An 18,897-nucleotide genomic window follows, 5' to 3' on the forward strand; every position below is an offset into this window, starting at 1 on the left:
TTGGACTTCATCGTAAGGGGTTAGAGGACCTCATCCTGAGGAGCGCGCTTTGGCGCGCGTCTCGAAGGATGGCCACGAGTTCACCCTAGTTACTCGTCCTCGAACTCGTCTTCCTCGTTGACCTTGTCGTTCGGCCGGTGCCGGTGCGCGACGTGCTTGCCGCCGAGCGATCCCGTTACGTAGGGATCGCGCGAGGCGTAGGGATTGCGGCCGGCGGCGCGCGCCGCGATCTCTTCGCCTGACACCGCCGAGGGTTCGCAGATCAGTAGAGCGAAGCCGTAGGGCGGATTAGCCGAAGGCGTAATCCGCCGTTCCAAGCCAACCGGCACGATCACCGTCGTTCGCCAAAATCACCGCTCGTTTCGCTGTCGCCACCCCAATCTTCCGGGAACAACCCAGCGCGTACATCGCGATGGAACGAGGAATATAGGGCCAATCCCGCACGCGCGTGACCAGTCGGTGCTTGAGCGGATTTATATAACAATATTCGACGTGGCGCGTATAATCAGCCTCATCGCGGATCAGATGCTCCCAGAAGCGCCGTTGCCAGATGCCACGCTCGTTGCGCGCGGCTCGAACGGCGCTGAGCCGCTCCCGCTTCGGCAGCGCTCTCGCAAAACGGTTCTTTATCAGCCGCCAACCCGTGGAAAAATCGCAATCGTCCGGCGGCAGTTTCCAGATCGCATGCAGATGATCGGGCAGCACGACGAACGCGTCGATCGTAAAGGGATGGCTCTCGCGAGTAGCGGCGACCGCATCGCGAAAGGTCGCGATATGGTCGACAAGCAGGGTCTGCCGCCGATGCAACAGGTTGACCGTGAAGAACCTGCATCCGCCCGGCACGAATGCGCGACGATAATTCGACATGAGGCGCAGGATAGCACAGTAACGAGAGTGGCGGATTACGCCTTCGGCTAATCCGCCCTACGACACTGCGCTCGCAACGCCGCCGACGCTACTCGTCCTCGAACTCGTCTTCCTCGTTGACCTTGTCGTTCGGCCGGTGCCGGTGCGCGACGTGCTTGCCGCCGAGCGATCCCGTCACGTACGGATCGCGCGAGGAGGCGTAGGGATTGCGGCCGGTGGCGCGCGCGGCGATCTCTTCGCCTGACACCGCCGAGGGTTCGCAGATCAGGCGCCGCGAGGCACGGCGCATCAGGTCGACATGGATGTGATCGTAGTGATAGACGTTGGAGCCCGGCGCGAGCACGGTGGTGAACTGCTGGCACGCAGCCGCCTGGATATCGCGCAAAAAGCCCTGCTCTTCCGGCATGCCCTTCCAGCCGTCTTTCACGGTGATGCGGCGTCCGTCGGCAAGGGTGAAGGCTGCGATATCGAGCGCATTGCCGAACGCATGCTCGGAAATGTGGGCGTAGGCATTGCCGTTCATGCCGCGGCAGGAATAGGCGGAGATCTGCTTGATCTCGACCACGCGCGCGCCGAACCAGCGCTGCGCCGCCGGCTGCACGGAATCTGAAAGCCAGTGATCGAGCACGGAAACGATCGGACAGGCAAGCGTCGCCGCAGGTTTTACGGCGACCGGCCCGAACGCCGCGACGGAATTTTGCTGCGCCGGCCCAAGCCGCGGCAGCGGTTCGGCTGGCTGCGCCGGGACAGTATCGGGGCGCGGCGAATAGGGCGCGGAAGTGCGGTCGCGCGGCGGATAGGCTTGGGCATCCGGATATGGCCGTTGGTACGACCCCTGATATTGGCCTTGATACGATCTCTGAGCCGGCGGCTGGCTCATGCCGGGCGTGCCCTCGGGCGGCAGCTCGATCTCGTCTTCATCAGGTGCTACGCCCGGCGCCGTCAGTGAGATCGGCCCATTTTGCTGCGCGCCATAACCCGGCTGGCGCATGGCCGTATCCGGATAGGACGATTGCGGCGGCGCGGGAGGCGGTGAAACCGGCCAGCGCGGTGCATTGCCGATATTTCCGGGCGGCCGCAAATCTTCGTCGGCAAAGCCAAAACTGCCGCTGCTTTCGCCGAGCGCTGCGACTTTCAGGGGAAACTCCGCGCCGCAAACGCCCGGGCCCGAAATCGGGTTGATCCGGACCAGATCGGGGCTTTCCTTGACCGCGCCGGACTTCAGGCAGGCGATTTCGGCCTCGGCCCGCCACGGCTCGCGCTCGGCGGACTGGAAGAATCCGCGGCCGCAACCCGCTAGCGAGACAAGGACGAAGGAGCCGACCAGATAAAAACGAACTCCGCGCGTCATCCGCGCACGTTCGACGAATTTATTTAAGGACTCTTCAACGCGTTGTTTTCACGACTTTTTAACCATGTTGACGGCGGTGCAGCACGATCGGGATGTCGGGGATGGACAGCAGCGCTGACTTTTTCAGCCGGGAACCGTTTGCTAGTTTTGCGCGTTACAGCGGGCAGCGACGTGAACCAGGGAGCTTTCTAAAAATGACGTCCTTCGGTCCTTTCGTCACCAGATTGAGCGTTGTCACCGCGTATGTTGCATTCGCCTTTGTCGGCGCCATCGTGCTCGGCGTGTTCTAGGACGGCCAAGCCTCACAAATTGCATCACACCTTTGGATTTTGAGAGCCCGGCGGATTGGATCATTCCAACAGCCGGGCGTTTTTCGTTGCGCGCCCCGCCCTTCAAAAATTCGAGCAGCTCGATCCGGTGATGCCGCCGATCGTAAAATCCTTGCACATCAGGCCGGGGTTGTCGGGGTCGGGATACATGCCGTCTCTCGAGTGGTCGCGCACGGTGTGGCCAAAGCGCCAGCCGCGGGAGAGCATGCAGCGTTTGTATTCGCGCGACGTCGGCGTGCCGCTCTGCGGCGCGCCCAACATCTGCGAGCAATAGCTAGTGTCGGCCTGCAGCGCGTCGTCGCTGCGCGGATGCCTGGTGATGTTGTTATAGACGTCGTTGTCGGCCTGCGCGCTCAGCGCACCGCCGAGCAGCAACAGCGTAACCAGAAATAAGCGCTTTATCTTCGATCTCCATCTTCGCGATAGCGGTTTCAGCTATCGGTCGTGTCAGATGGAGACGCCGGTTCAGATGGATTCGATTACAAATTGGAAATGCTGCGCGTGAGCGAAGCGGCCCTCACCACGCGTAGCGCACCACGCCCTTGCCGGCGTAGCTCTGGGTCACATTGGAGAACTCGCCTTCGAACGTCGCGGCCGCGGACCAGCCGTTGAGCCATTTCATTTCGGCGGAAGCGGTCGTCAGCGCCGAGTCATGTGCCTGCGCCGCACCGCCGACGACGAAGCTTGCGCCGGGCAGCGTCTGGAAGGTGGCGGCGATATTGCGGTCGGGGTTGAAATCGTGCGCCCAGGCGAAGCGGGTGCGCAAGGTGAGAATCGCGCCTTGCATGGCATAGGATTTGTCGGTGCGGATGCCAAGCTCACTGCGCGTGTCGGTGACGCTCCTCGAACCGTAAGCCAGCGCGAATGTGTTGGTGCCAGTAATCGCCTGCTCGGCATAGGCGGGCAGATCGAACGTCGTGAATTGTCCGGCGGCATATGGCGTGATGCCCATTGCCATCCACGGGGTGACGAAGCGATAGCCGCCTTCGACCCGGCCGGAATAGGCGTTGGCGTTGAAGTCCGCATGCAGCCGGTCAGGGCCGGCGACAGTGACGGTTCGATCGGTCGTGATGTCCTGCCAGCCATAGGCCAGCGCGCCGGAGATATAGGCTTGCCCGACGGTGTGCTTCACAAAGGCGCCGGCCTGGAACAGGTCGGAGCGTCCGGAGCCAAATCCATTGGCGATCGAAAAATTGGTGCCGCCGCCGGCGATCGCAAAACCGGCGATGGTTCGCGGCGACAACAGATAGTCGGCACCGGCGGCAACGCCGAACACGCGGCTTGTCGTGTTGTTCGATCCAAGCGCGGCATTGCCGTCGGTGGTTTGAGAACCGCCGAAGCCGGCCGCCCAAACGCTCCAGCGCGGATCGTAGGTTTGCGCCAGCGGCGCCTTGCGATAGATCGCGGCATAAGCATCCCGCTCGCTCTTGCTGCGCGACTTTCCGTTCGCCGCGTAGGCGCTGGCGCTGTCATCTTCCTCCGCGAACGGCGCAGCGCCACTCGACGGCGTCACCGGATTGCCGCGTCCTGTGATAAACGGATCGGTGAGCAGGCCGAGAAACAGGTTCATCGCATCGAACGTCGTCTGCTGCGATCCGGTTGCGACCTCGCCGGAAACCTGCGCGAGATTCTGGACGATGTTGCTGGTGAAGATCGCACTGAGCGGGCCGCTGACCCCGCCGGCCGCATTGAACGCGGCATCGAGCGCGGATCCGACGGCGCGCTGGTTGACCGTCTCGCCCGGAAGCTGGCCGAGCCCCGACATCAGATTGAGCAGCACATTGTTGCCGCTATAGATCAGCGATCCATTGATGCCGGCCGGTGTCGTCAGCGCGTTGAACCGGCCGCCGCCCAGTCCGCCCGAGGTCAGGATCGTGTAGGGCGAATTGAACCGGTAGGAATTGGTCGGCGATGTCACCTGCACGGTGCCGGCAAGCGCTGCGGTGCCCGTGACATTGGTGAAGGTGGTCGCGGTGGAATTGATCTGCAGCAGATAGAGCGCGCCGGACTGGAAGGCGAGATTGCCGTTCACGGTCATGAAGGTGCCCGGCGTGCCGTTGCCCGGCGCGAAATTTGCGCCATTGTTGATGCTGGTATTGCCGACCGTGCCGGTGCCGGCAAGCGTGCCGCCGTTCACCGTCATGCTGGAATTTTGCAAAGTGCCGTTGACGTTGAGGGTGCCGGCGCTGATGGTCCAGGGCATTGCCGTCGCATTGCTGCCGGTCAATGTCCACGTCGAGGTGCCGATCTTGTTGAAGACGGCATAGCCGGAAAATTGCGTGGTGAACAGGCTGGCATTGAAGCTCGCCGTGCCGTCGCCGGCGAGTTGGAAGGTATCGGCGCCAAAACCGTGCGCGGTCCCGTTGATGACGCTGCCGGGCGCGAGCGTCAGCGTATTGCCGCCGCTGGAGAATTGAATCGCAGGACCAGAGTTGGTGGTTATGGTACCGGCGTTGAAGATCGACGTGTTGCCGGTCGCCGCGATGGCAATGAAGTCGCCGCTGATGACGCCGCCGGCATTGTTGGTGATGCTGCCGTTGTTCAACCCGATGGCTTGTGCGCCGGTGCCGGGTGCGGACAAGATGGTTCCGGAATTGACGACATTGACGACATTGCCCTGGACAGCGGCACCTCCAAAACCAGTCACCGAAATCGTTCCGAGATTGGTGATGGTGAGGGTCGGCGTCTGGTTGCCTGAAACGCCAAATTGGTCGCCGGTGATGACGCCGGACGCGTAATTTGTCAAAACCACTGTATTGGCGTTGAGGCCCGTGCTGCCGGGGTTCACCCCGGATATGGTTCCATAGTTGAAAACCACGGCGCTGATGGCGTTGATGCCGTTTGCGTCGCCGGTAATCACGCCGGTGGCATTGTTGGTCACCGTGAGCACGCTGGGGATGGCGAGAGAATTGATCCCGTCGCCGCCACCGCCGCCGATGATCAGACCCGAATTCATCACCGTGCCGGAGCCCAAGGCCTGGATGCCGAACGTTCCCTGGAGGGTCCCGCCGGCATTGTTGGTGATCAAGAAGGTCGAAGCAGCGATGCCGGCAGCGTCGAAGATATTGTTCTGAATATCGAGCCTGCCGATGGTGCCCGAGTTGGTAACGGTTAAATTCGTATTGCCCTGGATGCCGAAAACATCGTTTCCGGAGGTCGTGATGGTGCCGAGATTGTTGATGGTATTGTTATCGCCGACATTGATGCCGATGCTGGTGCCGGTCACCGACGCAGCCCCCTGCACATTGATCGTCACCCCGTTCTGGCCGGCGGTGCTGCCGTAGCCGATATTCAGCCCCGGACCCTGATTCAGGGTCGTGCCGCTGCAGGTCACCGTGACGTTATCGCCGGTGGGCGGTGCGCAGGCAGCGAAGGCTGCCGACGGCGCGGACGCGCCAGCGCCGACCAGGCACATCGCGGCAAACCACAGACGGTCAACACGATACCGACTGCGCATTTGCGCGGCGCTCCAAAACAGCGATCTCATTTTTCTTGATTTTGCCCGACGCAACCCAACACCCCGCACGAAGCCTCCCCAGCCGAAACGTGCTTGCGGCGCATTTTAGCGGGATATGTTGGGCGCCGGGCGAGCAATCGCCTAACAAAGCGTCAGAATCCGGCGGGATGCGGCAATTCGGCAACATCCTGCGGTAGCGAAACAGGTGACTTGCTCGGGCTGTCTACGCAGGAGCCTGCATTTTTTCCCTCCGTCGTCGCCAGCGCTGCGCCTTCCCCGGGGCTCGGCGGTCGCTTTCCAAGGATACGCAGCGCAACGACATCGCGGGTTCGTCACAACACCATTGCTATGACGGCGGCGCCGGCGATAGCTGCCGAGAGGTCACCAGCTTGTCCGGCTGCACTGCGATGCGGGTCCAGAGATTGCCGGAGCAGAAGAACCTGCCGAGCGCGCAGGCTTCGACCCGCAGCGAGTTCGGGCTCTTCATCGTCATGGTCGCGTAATAGGTGTTGCCGCTGTCGCGGCTGAAAATGTTGCCGGACCATTCGGTGTCGGCCTTCTCGGAGGCTGTCTCGTTGGAGGCAGTCTTGTCAGAAGCTTTGGGCTTCATGTTGACCAGCAGCGTTTCGCCGGCGGCGTTCGAGGCGGGGTCGATGATATAGCCGCACAGCAAATGGCCGCACGGCTCGATGCGGACCGATCCCTTTTTGCCTTCGGTCTGCCAGTCGCCAAGCGGGGTCGCAGGCAGCGCATCGTCGGCTTCGTGCGCGACTTTTAGCGGCGGCGGCGCGGCGACGGGAACGGGCGGCGCGGCAACGGTCAGCGCAGCGATCGGCGACGGTGCCGGCGGTGTGACAACTGGCGGCGGCGCCGGCATCACTATGATGGACCCGGTCGCCTTCGGTGTCGTCGACGCTGTCGTGGCGGCCTCGACCGGCGTTGGCGGCGGCGCGACGACCCTCGTCGTGGACGACGCGAGCGTCACGGTCGCCGGCGCTGGCGCCAAGGCGACCGGCTGCGAGACAACGGACTGCGAGACGACAGGCTGAACGGAAGGTTTGATTGCTGGCGCAACAGGAGCGGGCGCCGAAGCCTGTTGCGGCGGCGGCGCGGCCACCGGTTTTGCCGCCGCGGCCTCGTCGCGATCATCGTCTCGATTGCGCCAACGTCGCGTCTCATAAATTCCCGGAATTGAAACGGAGAGGCACGACGGCGAGCGGCAATGCCTGGACACTTCGATGTGGATGCGGTGACCGCCGATGCTGAAGGAAAGCGAACTGCCGGCGTGGGCGGATGAACTGAGCAGCATCGGCACGACGAGATAAAAAAATCGCTTCATCGCAATCGCCTCCCAGGAGTATGCGGAAATTAGAACTCCGGTAATGCGCCGCTGAATGTGATTTGGGTCACCGTGGCCGGACCTGCGGCGCAACCGGCTGGCTTTCGCCGGCCTTGTGACCTGCATCACGGAAAGGACCACCCGCGAGGCCTAGGGTCGCGCCGAATTCAAGGACCGCTCCAGGAGGCTCTCATGAAAAAACTCGTCATCGCCGCCGCGTTATTGATTGCCACGACCTCGGCCCATGCCGGCAATTCGGTCTCGTTCGAGATCGAGGGACACAAGATCCATATCCAGTCGCCGAAAGGTTGCGACTCGCTGTCCTGCGTCCAGATCACCGCGCCGGGTCTCACAGGCTCCGGCTTTGGCCTGAAGAACCTCAAAACCAATCACGACGATGACGATGTCGCGCAGCGCACCGACCCGCCCGCGCCGACGCCTGCCCCCGCCCCCGCGCTCGAGGCGGCGCTGCCGCAGCCTAGTCAAGATACGAGCCGGACCCCAGCAGCGGTTACGTCAACCGCGTCGGCGCCCGCCGCCAAGGGCGACGTCATTACGGCCGTTGCGCCGCCGCCCACCGTATCGCCTGCCGCGACGCCGCCGGTCGCCGTCGCGCCCGCGCCTGTCGCCGCGATACCCGCCCAGGCACCGACGACACCGCTCGGCGTATGGGCCACCGAAGAAAACAAAGGCAATGTTCGCATCGAGCAGTGCGGCCAGAACCTGTGTGGATACACTATCGGTACCAACGAGAAAATTCTCATCAACATGCGGCCGCAGGACGCCAAATGGGTCGGCCACATTCATGATCCCGACAGCGGCCGGACCTACGATTCCAACATCGCGATGAAGGGGCCGAATACCTTGCGGGTGCAGGGCTGCGCCTTCGGCGGCATGTTCTGCGGCGGCCAGACCTGGAAGCGCGTCAGCTAAAGTCACGCCGAAATGACGTTAGCGTGAAGAGGCCCCGCGGTTTCGCCGCGGGGTCTTTTAGCGATACCAAAACGGCCAGGAAGATAACAAACGCGCCATCGCGGCGCGGCGACGAAACAATTCGGAAAGCTCACGAAACCGTTTTGTGTTTTTGAAGCAAACGCCAGGAAATCATGACTACCTAGTTTTCGCACCCGTCGAGGCGACAGATCGGCGCCTGACATAGCGATCAACAGGGGACGTCCCATGATTTCGACGCGTTCGAATTTCGGTACCTGCAAATTGATGGTTGCGACGGCGTTCATGCTGGCAATGACGAGCGTGTCGCACGCCTATACGCTCGAGGAGCAGGAACTGTGCTCCGGCGATGCGATGCGGCTGTGCAGCTCGGAGATCCCGAACGTCGAGCGCATCACCGCCTGCATGGCGCGGCAGCGCGACCAGCTGAGCGAAGGCTGCAAGGCGGTGTTCGAAGTGGAGACGCCGGCGGCCGCGACGGAAACGCCGGCCTACGAGCGACCCGTCGCAAGGCCCGCGAAGCCGATCGATCTGACGCCGAAGTTCAAGCACGGGTAAGCAGTCGTGGTGGTTCGTCATGCCCCGCCACGGGTCTCGCCTTCGGCGAGCCCCGATGACAGGCTCGAGCGGGGCATCCAGTATTCCAGTGAATTTCATTTGAATAGAGCCGTCACGGCGTACTGGATCGTCCGCCTTCGCGGACGATGACGGGGAATTGCGGGCTCGATCGACCCACCCTCTGCATTCATCTGGCATTCAGGCGGCAGAGTCCTCAATCGCAAACTGTTCTTCGCCTGTTTTCTCCTCGCTCGGGATCTTCACGTGACGCGGCGCCGGTGTTCATTCGCGCTCTCGCTTGCGGGCGGCTTCATGCTGGCCGGCATCGCGAATGTTCTGGCGATCCCCTCGCCGATCGAAGTTGAAAGTCGCTCGCTCGGCCTGGGCGCGACGTCGAGCCTGACAAAACTTGCGCAGACCCAGCCCGCGCCGGCAGCGACACCTGCACCTGCAGCGCCGACGACAACGCCACAACCCGCGCCGACAACGCCGCCGGCCGCTCCGCAAACGGCAGCCGACGAGCCGATCGGAAACGTCGCGACGCTGACCGGCATCGCGACCGCCATCCGCAACAAGAATTCGATCGCGGTGAAATTGCAGGACGACATCTATCTGAACGATTTGCTGCAGACCTCGGCGAATTCCACGCTCGGCGTCACCTTCAACGACGGCACCACGTTCAATCTCACCGCGAACGCCAGGATCATGGTCGATAATTACGTCTATGAAGATGGCGGCAAACAGAACTCGGCCGTGTTCGATATCGCAAGAGGAACGGTCGCCTTTGTCGCCGCAGCGGTCGCCAAAAGCGGCGACATGAAAATAACGACGCCGACGGCAACGCTCGGCATTCGCGGCACCACCGGCCTGGTCGAGGTGCCGGAAGGCGCTTCGGCGACCAGCGCGAACAATGTCGCGATAAAACTCTATCCCGATCCGGACGGCCGGGTCGGGCGGATCGAGGTCAACGATCGCATGGGCGCGCGGCTCGGCGCGCTGACGCAAGGCGCGAGCGGCTTTGCGATCCGGCCCGGCGCCGGCGGGCGCGTCGCGGCGGCACCGATCGCGATCTCTCCGCAGCAGGCGCAGCGCGACCAAGGCATCGTGCGCCAGGTGCACGCGGCGCAGAGCGTCGGCCGCCAGATCGTCACGCAAAAGCAGATTCAGCGCCAGCAAAACCCGAACCGGCCCGCGGCGCCCGGTGCCGCCCCGCCGCGTCAGCCTGGATTGCCGAAGCAGAACAGCCTGCCGAAGCAAAACGGCCTGCCGAAACAGAACGAATTGCCGAAGCAGCCGGGAGCGCCGAAGCAACCCGGACTACCAAAGCAGCCGGGATCGCCGAAGCAGCAGGGATTGCCGAAACAAGGCCAGCAACAATCGCCGCCGACGCCGGGCGCGCCGCAGCCGCCGAAAGCGCCGGGTTCACCGCGTGAGACGACCGCCCCCGTCACACCGCGTGAACCGACGACGCCAGGCGTGCCGCGTGAATCGACTACGCCGGGCACGCCGCGTGAGACGAATGCGCCCGGCGCGCAGCGGCCGGCCTTGCAGAACAAGCCGCCGGCGCCGCCGCGGCGTCCGCCTCCGCCGCCACCCAAGGGAAAGAAGCGAAGGTAAAGCGCTGCGGGAAGCGTCACATACAGTTGTCATCGCCCGGCATAGCCGTCCGAAGGACGGCGTCGCTTCCGCTTGCCTATGACCGGGCGACCCAGTAGCCCGCAGCGTTAGTGATCAAGCAGAAAGGCCGCGGCGTACTGGATCACCCGCTTTCGCGGGTGATGACGAGTTATTGCTCGGCTGTTGTTGCGTTCCCGGTGAGGGATCAACCCGGCTTGCGCAGCAGCGGTTCGCCGGCGCGGATGCAGGCGCCGTCCTTTACGTTGTCGCAGAATTCAAAATGATCGGGCAACAGCACGATGATGGTCGAGCCGTGCTCGAACCAGCCGAGCTCATCGCCCTTGCGCACGCTGACATCGCAAGGAAAAGCCGTTGGCCCGCGGCTTTGGGCGTTGAGCAGCACATCGAGGAAATGCAGCCGGATGCTGGCGACCAGGATCGCTGCGACCGGCACCAGGGTCAGCGCCTCGCCTGTCGCCAGGTGCGTTTGAATCACCGCGCGCTCGTTCTTGCAAAACAGCTTTTCGATGCGCTTTAGCGCGATCGGATTGACGTTCCAGGTATCGCCGGAGATAAAATTGACCCGCTCGATCCGGCAATCATGCGGCGCGTGAAAGCGGTGGTACATGCTCGAGGTCAGCCGTAAGGTGATAAATCGTCCGTTGCGGTGGGTATCGACCAGCGCGGGATCGCCGAGCAGGTCCAGCAGCGAATACCCGGCGCCCTTGACCTGAAACAATTCGGTATCGGCGATCGCGCCGTGTGCGCCGATGATGGCGTCGCACGGGCTGACCACGATCGACGGGTCCGGATCGGGCGGCCGCAGGCCGGGGCGCAGCTCGCGGGTAAAACAGTCGTGCAGGCTCTTGAAATGGGTCTTGCGCGCTTCGGTAAGATCAAGATCGGAGAACAGCCGCCAGCACGCGATCGAGAGATCGCGAATCAACGGCTGTTCGATCTTGCTGAACCAGCCCATGAACCGGGTCAAAGCGGCGCGGGGGACACGGTTGGTCAACAGGAAGTTGAGGTCTTCCTGCTGGGTAAAGGTGGCAATGAGGCTTTTGACTGTCATGAATCTGTCAGAAGGACTGGTTAGCGCTTTTGTCATGGATTCGCAGCTCTCGATTCTATCTCTCGCCGCCGGCGCGGTCGCCGCGACCGCCGTGGTCGCTCCCAAGGTGAAAGCCCGGCTGGCGCTGTCGCGCGCCAAACACCGCTCGCTGACCGGGCATTCCAAGATGTCGCGCGCGGTGGCGCGGCTGATCCCGTTTTACGAGTTCGACCTCAACCATTTTTTCAAGTCGGACGGCGCGCCGTCCGAAGTGGCCACGCAGCGCCATGATGGCTTTTTTAGGCTTGCGGGCCTCTACGAGGACCGTTTTGCGCGCAGCCGGCAGATGACCAAGGAAGCAGCAGGCCAGATTTCCGACTTGCAATTCACCCAAAGCTACCGTGTGCCGTTTCAATATAGCCGGCTGGTCCGTGAGCATCTCGGCGCCGGCAGTTTTATGCAGGCGTCGAGCGGCGTCACCCTGACCGACCTCGACGGGAATGTGTTTTACGATCTTGCCGGCTCCTACGGCGTCAATATTTTCGGCAATGATTTTTACAAGGAATGCATTGCGGGTGCCGAGAAGCGGGCGCAGGCGCTGGGCCCCGTGCTCGGCTTCTATCATCCCGTTGTCGCCGAAAACGTCCGCAGGCTCGCCGAGATTTCCGGGCTCGACGAAGTCTCGTTCCACATGTCCGGCACCGAAGCCGTGATGCAGGCGGTGCGGCTCGCGCGCTACCACACCAAGCGCTCGCATCTGGTTCGCTTTGCCGGCGCCTATCACGGCTGGTGGGGCGACGTGCAGCCCGGCGTCGGCAATCCGATTTCGCCGCACGAAACCTATACGCTGGCCGACATGTCCGAGCGCACGCTTCACGTCTTGAGGACGCGGCGCGATATCGCCTGCGTGCTGGTCAATCCGCTGCAGGCGCTGCATCCGAACGCCAATGCGCCCGGCGATTCCGCCCTGGTCGACAGCTCGCGCGGCGCAAGTTTTGATCGCGCGGCCTATGGCGAATGGCTCAAAGCGCTGCGGCAAGTCTGCACCGAGCGCAATATCGTCCTGATCTTCGACGAGGTATTCGTCGGCTTCCGGCTCGCCGCCGGCGGCGCGCAGGAATATTTTGGCGTGCGCGCCGACATGGTGACCTATGGCAAGAGCCTTGCCGGTGGGCTGCCCGTCGGCGTCGTCTGTGGACGCAAGGAATTGATGCGCCGCTTCCGCGACGACCGGCCCGCCGACGTCTGCTTCGCGCGCGGCACCTTCAATTCGCACCCTTACGTCATGACGGCGATGGACGAATTCCTGAGCCGCCTCGCCAGTCCGAATTTCCACGCGGTCTATAACGGGCTCGACGAGATCTGGAATTCCCGCGCGGCGCAGCTGAACGAGGCGCTTGCCGCGCAAGACCTGCCGGTCCGCGTCGCCAATATGTCCTCGATCTGGACCGTGCATTATACCGAGCCGTCCCGTTACAACTGGATGCTGCAATATTACCTGCGCGCCGAAGGGCTCGCGCTGAGCTGGGTCGGCACCGGCCGGCTGATCTTCAGCCTGAACTACACGGAAGCGGATTTCGCCGAAGTCGCAAAGCGCTTTGTCGCCGCCGCGGAAAAAATGAAAGCGGACGGCTGGTGGTGGAACGGCGCGTCCCTCACCAACAAGCAAATCCGCCGGCAGATTCTGAAAGAGATGCTGGCCAGCCGATTTTCCCGCTAGCGCATTTGCCAACACGGGGGCCTCGTCCTTCGAGACGCATCGCTCTGCGATGCTCCTCAGGATGAGGTTCGCCGGACCCTCATGGTGAGGAGCGCGGCAGCGCCGCGCGTCTCGAACCACGAGGCCGTGCATAGCCGTCCGAAGGACGGCGTCGCTTCTTGCGGTTAGACCGCCAAGACGTGGATGCCCGGGACAAGCCCGGGCCTGACGACGTTGAGACTGCACTGCGAGTCAAAGTTCAGGCGTGCTGCTCTTCCAGCCCGTGCTCGATGAGATCATGGCCGGGGTCGATCAGTTCGCCCTTCAACAGATAGAGCGGCGCCTTGTGATAGAGTTTGAAGTCGTTGAAGGGATCGGTCAGGATCTTGGTCATCCAGACCAGGCCGGTTTCGACATCGCGGATGAAGAACAGGTGCACGGTACGGAACAAAAGCCCGCCGACGCCCACCACCAGCCAGATTTTTGCTACTTGACGCATGAAATCGGCCGGCGAGGCCCAGGGCGTGAAGAGGCCGAACAGGGTCGGATCGAAGTACAGCACCACCGGCGATGCAGCCCAGATCGACATCAGCACGACCTTGCGCCGCAGATTGTACCCGACCTTGATCTCTTCCTTGTGCTCGTGGGTCGCCTGATTGAGGTGGTCGTAGCCCCTCGGCTCGAAGAAGAAGTGCCCGGCCTGGCGTGACGTCATCGAGACCAGCCAGCCAATCAGCGCGGACGCCACCGGATCGAAAAACATCATCGCATAGCCGATCATGAAGCTGACTGCGCTGACGAAGTGCAGGCTCTGGTTGATCCGGCTGTGATGGTAATAGCGGTGATCATCCCAGCGTTGGATGCGCAGCTGCTCCCGGAAGTTCTTGATCATTCTCTCACCCCAAAAAATAGGTTGATTCGTTTTACAAGGATTCGATGTACGGCATATGACATCATCAAAATGTCACATGACGTGACGCGATGACGTCGCCATACGGCGAACGTCAGCCGCCCTAATTCAGGCGGCGACCGCCATTTCGGTTTTCCGGATGCGAACCAGCGAGAAGTGACCGAGCGGCGGTACCAGGCGGCGCTCGACCAATTCCACGCCATGCGCGCCCGCCAGCCATTGAGCATAGCGCGACCAGGCGAATTCAGCCGTGCGGAAGCCGAGCGGACGCACCACCGGCTGCAACCGCTGCTCGATGAAACGGCGCACCCCGGCATCGGCGCTGACCCGGGTCAGGATGATCAGTTCGCCGCCGGGCCGCAGCACCCGGGCGAACTCGTCGAGCGCCACTTCCGGGTTAGGCACCGCGGTGACGACATATTGCGCCATCACCACGTCGAACGAATTGTCGGGAAATTCGATTTTTTCGGCGTCCATGACGGCGAGGCCCTCGACATTCTTCAGGCGGAGCTCGTCGACCCTTCGTTTGGCCTTGCGCAGCATCGCTTCGGAAATATCGGTGCCGAAGATGCGAAGATGCGGGGCGTATTGCGGCAACGAGATTCCGGTGCCGACGCCGACCTCGAGCACGCGGCCGCCGATCTTGTTGGTCGCCGCAATCGCCGCCTTGCGTCCCTTTGAGAACACGCCGCCAAACACGAGGTCGTAAACCGGCGCCCAGCGGTCATAGGCCTGTTCGACCGTCTCGCGGTCGAAATCCAACTGCCTTGCGCCGTCAAGCTTCATAATTTCTGCCATGGTAACTCTCGTTTGTCGTTGTAAGGGTTTTAAATCAGCCTTGATTGAGTAAGACTCGCCAAATCAGCCTTTGCCAAATCAACCTTGCACCGTGCTTCTGCCGGCCACGCGGACGGCAGGCCGCAGCGAGCGGCTCGGCTGCAACGCACTCAAATTGCCGATGAACTGCCTGGCGCTGTTCTCCCAGGAACGCTCCAGCGCAAAACTCCGGCAGGAGTCGCGGGACATGGTCAGCGCGCGCAGACAAGCGCTGCGCAGATCGTTGTCCAGCGCGCCGATCGGATGATCGGCGATCACATCAAGCGGGCCGGTGACCGGAAAAGCCGCGACCGGCGTGCCGCAGGCCAGCGCTTCGAGCTGAACCACGCCGAATGTGTCGGTCAGGCTCGGGAAGACGAAGACGTCCGCTGCCGCCAGATGCGAGGTCAGGTCTTGGCCGGTTTTTTCGCCCAAAAACCTCACTTGCGGATAGCGCCGCTCAAGCTCGGCTTTCTGCGGCCCGTCGCCGATCACGACCTTCGATCCCGGCAGGTCGAGGACAAGAAACGCTTCGATGTTCTTCTCCACCGCGACACGGCCCATCGTCATGAAAATCGGTTTCGGCAGATCGAGTTTCGCCGGATCGTCGGGGTTGAAGAGATTTGTGTCGACGCCGCGGCCCCAGAAGCCGAGCTTCTTAAAACCTTTGGCGGCAAGCTCCTGCCGGAGCGACGGAGTCGCGACCATGGTCATGGCGCCCGCGGCGTGAAAATGCCGCAGCACCGCATAGCTCAGCGCGGCGGGGATGATCGAGCGTACCGCGATATATTCCGGAAAGCGCGTCGTATACGAGGTCGTAAAGGCAAGCTTGCGGCGCAGGCAATGGGCCCGCACCGCCCAACCGATCGGCCCCTCGGTTGCGATATGGATGGCTTCAGGTGCTGCCGCCTCGACCCGGCGGGCGATTTCGCGCCGGTTCGGCAAGGCGATCCGAAGCCCCGGATAGGTCGGCACGCCCACCGACGGAAACCCCTCGGGGGTCAAGAAGGAGACGTCGGCGCCGAGCGCCGAGGCGCTGCGGGCGAGCGAGGTTAACGTGCGCACCACGCCGTTTACCTGCGGATGCCAAGCGTCGGTCGCAATCAATATCCGCATGACGGGAATCCACGGCCTTAAGGTGATTCTCAAGGCGCGACGTTCAACCACGGATATTTCAGGCGTGTGACGTCATCGATCCGTAACCATTCTTTTTCGCATCCCCTTCACGGCTTTTTGGCCGGCCACGACACACTAACGAAACATTTCCTTACCTCGACGAAACCATTTTGCGGTTTCGACGCAAACGTTCTGAAACGGCCGCCCTGTACATGTCCTCCCCAACGAGGCGCCGAATGGGCGCCAGGGCGCTACAGACAGACTAAAAACACAGGGGACGTTCGATGCTCAATCTGGATGCATTCAAGCCGTATGCCCGCCGTGCCGCTGCCTTCGGGGCGCTGGCGATCGGCGCGCTTTCGTTTTCCGGCTCCGCTGTGGCCGCGCCGCTGGAGCTGTTTCCCTTTGTCATGACGCCGCCGGTACAATCGGCGCCGCCGCCGGTCCAGGCCGCGCCCTCCGAGGACGAAGGCACCGCCACAGAACTGCCGGCCCGCTTGCGCCGCCAGATCGTGACCTATGCCAGCCACGAGGCGCCCGGCACCATCATCATCGATACTCCCAACACCTATCTCTATTATGTGCTCGGAGGCGGCCAGGCGATCCGCTACGGCATCGGCGTCGGCCGCGACGGCTTTACCTGGTCCGGCGTGCAATCGATCACCAAGAAGGCGGAGTGGCCGGATTGGACCCCGCCGCCGGAAATGATCGCGCGCCAGCCCTATCTGCCGCGCCAGATGGCCGGCGGCCCCGGCAACCCGCTCGGCGCGCGGGCCATGTATCTCGGCGGCACCGTGTACCGCATCCACGGCACCAACGCGCCGGGCACCATCGGCACCCATGTTTCGTCCGGCTGCATCCGCCTCACCAATGACGACGTCACTGACCTCTATTCGCGGGTCAATGTCGGCACCAAGGTGATCGTGCTGCCGATGGACCGCCGCGCCGACAATACCAACGGCAAGCGCGGCTGATCGGCCCAGCTGAAAATCTAGCGGAAAGAATGGCGCGGTCTCCGCGCCATTTTTGTTTCTGACCGGACACAAACTTTTGTCGTCTCCGCTTTCGCAGGGACGACATCGTGGGGACGCTTTGCCGTTCCTCTCGCGCCATCCCATCGCCACAGTAAGGCCCCGGATTCTTTCGATTTATTCACATTGCCGCGCTATGGCGCGGCTACCGGCCGCTCTATAGTCTGTGCCGCGGAATCAGTCCGGGGACATGATGCGCCAGGCGGTGAGCCTCAAAACCATCCTGCTCGCGATCGCCGTGATCGTGGTTTCGTTTTTCGTCAGCCTGAAAGCCATGGACTGGCTGTCGCCGCGCGCGGCGATCGCCCCTCCGCCGCTGACGCAATTGCCGCCGCTGCCGCCGGCCGCGCGCAACTCCAGCATCATTGCGCCGGTCTCGGTTGCGCTGTCGGCGATTCGCGACGCCGCCGATCGCGCGGCGCCGCGCGATTTCGCCGGCAAGGCCGACAACCCGGTGTCGCAGGTATTGCAAAACGCCGATATCGGCTGGACCGCGTCGCGCGGGCCTATCGCGGCGACCGGCGCGCAGGACGTGCTGTCGCTGTCGACCGCGCTGACCGGAAAGCTCAATGTCACGGGTTCGCTATCGTCGAAAGCAACGGGTGCGGTCGGTGACGCGATCGGCGGGTTGCTCGGCGGCAATCTCGGCAAGCAGATCGGCAGCGTCAATATCAAGGCGCTCAACGCCAGCGCCGAGATCAAGGGCGGCGTCACCTTCACCTCGCGGCCAAAAATCGCCGCCAGCTGGCACCTCGAACCTAACCTGGCCGCGCAGGTCGATCTGGGCGACACCAGCCTTGCGGTGGCCGGCGCCCGCGTCAACGTCCCGGCGCAGGTCAAGCCATTGCTCGACAAGACGGTCGGCGAACAGATCGCCGCCGTCGAGAGCCGGCTGCGCACTGATCCGACGCTGGAGCGCAACGCGCGGGCGCAATGGGCCAGGGCCTGCCGCTCGATCCCGCTGCAAGGCACTGCCGCGACCACGGCACTGCCGGCGCTTTGGCTGGAGATGCGGCCGACGCGGGCGATCGCAGCCCAGCCGCATGTCGATGCGTCCGCGGTCACGCTGACCATCGGTATCGAGGCGGAGACCCGCATCACCCCGGTCGAGACCAAACCCGATTGCCCGTTTCCCGCCATTATCAGCATCGTGCCGCCGACGCCGGGCGGGGTCGCCATCGGGGTGCCGATCGACGTACCGTTTACCGACCTCAACAAGATCCTGGAGACGCAGCTTTCGGGGCGGACCTTTCCCGAGGACGGTTCGGGCTCGGTCGACGTCGCCGTCAAGCGCGCCAGCGTCACGGCCTCGGGCAACCGGCTCCTGATTTCGCTGCGGGTGCGCGCCAAGGAGAAAGAGAGTTTCTTTGGATTTGGCGGTGAAGCCGACGTGCACATCTGGGGCCGACCGGTGCTGGACGAAGCGCAGCAGACGCTGCGGCTGACCGACATCGAGCTCGCGGTCGAATCGGAAGCCGCCTTCGGGCTGCTCGGCGCGGCCGCGCGCGCGGCCATGCCGCATCTACAGAAGGCGCTGGCGGAGAAGGCAACGATCGACCTCAAGCCGTTCGCCGCCAACGCCCAGAAAAAGATCGCGGCCGCGATCGCGGATTATCAGAAGAACGAGGACGGCGTGCGGGTAGCTGCGGAAATCACCAGCCTCCGGCTAGCCGACATCGCCTTCGATTCCAAAACGCTGCGCGTGATCGCGGAAGCCCAGGGCGCGATCAATGTCGTCATCACGGCGCTGCCGGGGTTTTAGATGTTCTCGCTCGCCCGCTTCCTTCTCCCTCGCCCCGCCCTTC

Annotated in this window: 15 protein-coding genes and 2 pseudogenes; 7 read left to right on the forward strand and 10 right to left on the reverse strand. The window is 63.1% G+C overall.

Annotation, left to right across the window (positions count from 1 at the left end; genetic code table 11):
* Window positions 1-89 precede the first annotated feature (89 nt).
* From B5526_RS10960 to B5526_RS10970, 3 genes and pseudogenes are all read right to left on the reverse strand, one after another.
* Window positions 90-266, reverse strand: a pseudogene (locus tag B5526_RS10960) (extensin family protein); the annotation flags it as partial.
* Window positions 267-331: 65 nt separating this feature from the next.
* Window positions 332-867, reverse strand: a pseudogene (locus B5526_RS10965) (REP-associated tyrosine transposase).
* A gap of 88 nt (window positions 868-955) precedes the next feature.
* Window positions 956-2,218, reverse strand: a complete 1,263-nt coding sequence (locus B5526_RS10970) for an extensin-like domain-containing protein (protein WP_079538208.1) — start codon at window positions 2,216-2,218, stop codon at window positions 956-958.
* 101 nt (window positions 2,219-2,319) lie between these two features.
* Here B5526_RS10970 and B5526_RS37610 point away from each other — a divergent pair, with 101 nt between their 5' ends.
* Complete coding sequence (locus B5526_RS37610; RefSeq protein ID WP_154071254.1) at window positions 2,320-2,508, forward strand: hypothetical protein; 189 nt, start codon at window positions 2,320-2,322, stop codon at window positions 2,506-2,508.
* Between the two features lie 102 nt (window positions 2,509-2,610).
* Here B5526_RS37610 and B5526_RS10975 read toward each other — a convergent pair whose 3' ends face one another.
* The 3 genes from B5526_RS10975 to B5526_RS10985 form a co-directional block, all read right to left on the reverse strand.
* A complete protein-coding gene (locus tag B5526_RS10975; protein WP_079538209.1) occupies window positions 2,611-2,922 on the reverse strand; it encodes a hypothetical protein in 312 nt (103 codons plus the stop codon).
* A 142-nt stretch (window positions 2,923-3,064) separates the two neighbouring features.
* On the reverse strand, window positions 3,065-6,004 hold the full coding sequence (locus tag B5526_RS10980) for an autotransporter outer membrane beta-barrel domain-containing protein (RefSeq protein ID WP_244562267.1): 2,940 nt from the start codon (window positions 6,002-6,004) through the stop codon (window positions 3,065-3,067).
* A gap of 346 nt (window positions 6,005-6,350) precedes the next feature.
* Window positions 6,351-7,343, reverse strand: coding sequence for a DUF2147 domain-containing protein (locus tag B5526_RS10985; RefSeq protein ID WP_079538210.1), 993 nt, complete (start codon window positions 7,341-7,343; stop codon window positions 6,351-6,353).
* Between the two features lie 192 nt (window positions 7,344-7,535).
* Between B5526_RS10985 and B5526_RS10990 the strand changes: the two genes are divergently transcribed.
* The 3 genes from B5526_RS10990 to B5526_RS11000 all read left to right on the forward strand — a co-directional run bounded on the left by B5526_RS10990 (window position 7,536) and on the right by B5526_RS11000 (window position 10,469).
* Window positions 7,536-8,276 (forward strand): DUF2147 domain-containing protein, encoded by a 741-nt coding sequence (locus tag B5526_RS10990; protein ID WP_079538211.1) that lies wholly within the window; start codon window positions 7,536-7,538, stop codon window positions 8,274-8,276.
* Window positions 8,277-8,522: 246 nt separating this feature from the next.
* Window positions 8,523-8,852 (forward strand): hypothetical protein, encoded by a 330-nt coding sequence (locus B5526_RS10995; RefSeq protein ID WP_079538212.1) that lies wholly within the window; start codon window positions 8,523-8,525, stop codon window positions 8,850-8,852.
* A gap of 264 nt (window positions 8,853-9,116) precedes the next feature.
* Complete coding sequence (locus tag B5526_RS11000; protein WP_244562268.1) at window positions 9,117-10,469, forward strand: FecR family protein; 1,353 nt, start codon at window positions 9,117-9,119, stop codon at window positions 10,467-10,469.
* 205 nt (window positions 10,470-10,674) lie between these two features.
* Here B5526_RS11000 and asd read toward each other — a convergent pair whose 3' ends face one another.
* Window positions 10,675-11,541 (reverse strand): archaetidylserine decarboxylase, encoded by an 867-nt coding sequence (gene asd, locus B5526_RS11005; protein ID WP_079538213.1) that lies wholly within the window; start codon window positions 11,539-11,541, stop codon window positions 10,675-10,677.
* Between the two features lie 34 nt (window positions 11,542-11,575).
* Here asd and B5526_RS11010 point away from each other — a divergent pair, with 34 nt between their 5' ends.
* Window positions 11,576-13,240 carry an aminotransferase class III-fold pyridoxal phosphate-dependent enzyme gene (locus tag B5526_RS11010; RefSeq protein WP_079544907.1) on the forward strand — a complete coding sequence of 555 codons (1,665 nt, stop codon included), beginning with the start codon at window positions 11,576-11,578 and terminating at the stop codon, window positions 13,238-13,240.
* Window positions 13,241-13,478: 238 nt separating this feature from the next.
* Here B5526_RS11010 and B5526_RS11015 read toward each other — a convergent pair whose 3' ends face one another.
* From B5526_RS11015 to B5526_RS11025, 3 genes are all read right to left on the reverse strand, one after another.
* Entirely contained in the window at window positions 13,479-14,111 is a 633-nt protein-coding gene (locus B5526_RS11015; RefSeq protein WP_079538214.1) for a hypothetical protein, read from the reverse strand.
* Between the two features lie 126 nt (window positions 14,112-14,237).
* Window positions 14,238-14,927: a class I SAM-dependent methyltransferase gene (locus tag B5526_RS11020; protein WP_079538215.1), complete on the reverse strand. Its 690-nt coding sequence runs from the start codon at window positions 14,925-14,927 to the stop codon at window positions 14,238-14,240.
* Between the two features lie 78 nt (window positions 14,928-15,005).
* Window positions 15,006-16,061: a glycosyltransferase family 4 protein gene (locus B5526_RS11025; RefSeq protein ID WP_079538216.1), complete on the reverse strand. Its 1,056-nt coding sequence runs from the start codon at window positions 16,059-16,061 to the stop codon at window positions 15,006-15,008.
* Window positions 16,062-16,345: 284 nt separating this feature from the next.
* Between B5526_RS11025 and B5526_RS11030 the strand changes: the two genes are divergently transcribed.
* The gene (locus tag B5526_RS11030; protein WP_079538217.1) at window positions 16,346-17,035 is read left to right on the forward strand and encodes a L,D-transpeptidase; all 690 of its coding nucleotides are present in this window, start codon (window positions 16,346-16,348) and stop codon (window positions 17,033-17,035) included.
* Window positions 17,036-17,285: 250 nt separating this feature from the next.
* Window positions 17,286-18,854 (forward strand): DUF4403 family protein, encoded by a 1,569-nt coding sequence (locus B5526_RS11035; RefSeq protein WP_079544909.1) that lies wholly within the window; start codon window positions 17,286-17,288, stop codon window positions 18,852-18,854.
* Window positions 18,855-18,897: the final 43 nt, after the last annotated feature.

This window comes from Bradyrhizobium lablabi (assembly GCF_900141755.1).
In the GTDB taxonomy this organism is placed as follows: Bacteria; Pseudomonadota; Alphaproteobacteria; order Rhizobiales; family Xanthobacteraceae; genus Bradyrhizobium; species Bradyrhizobium lablabi_A.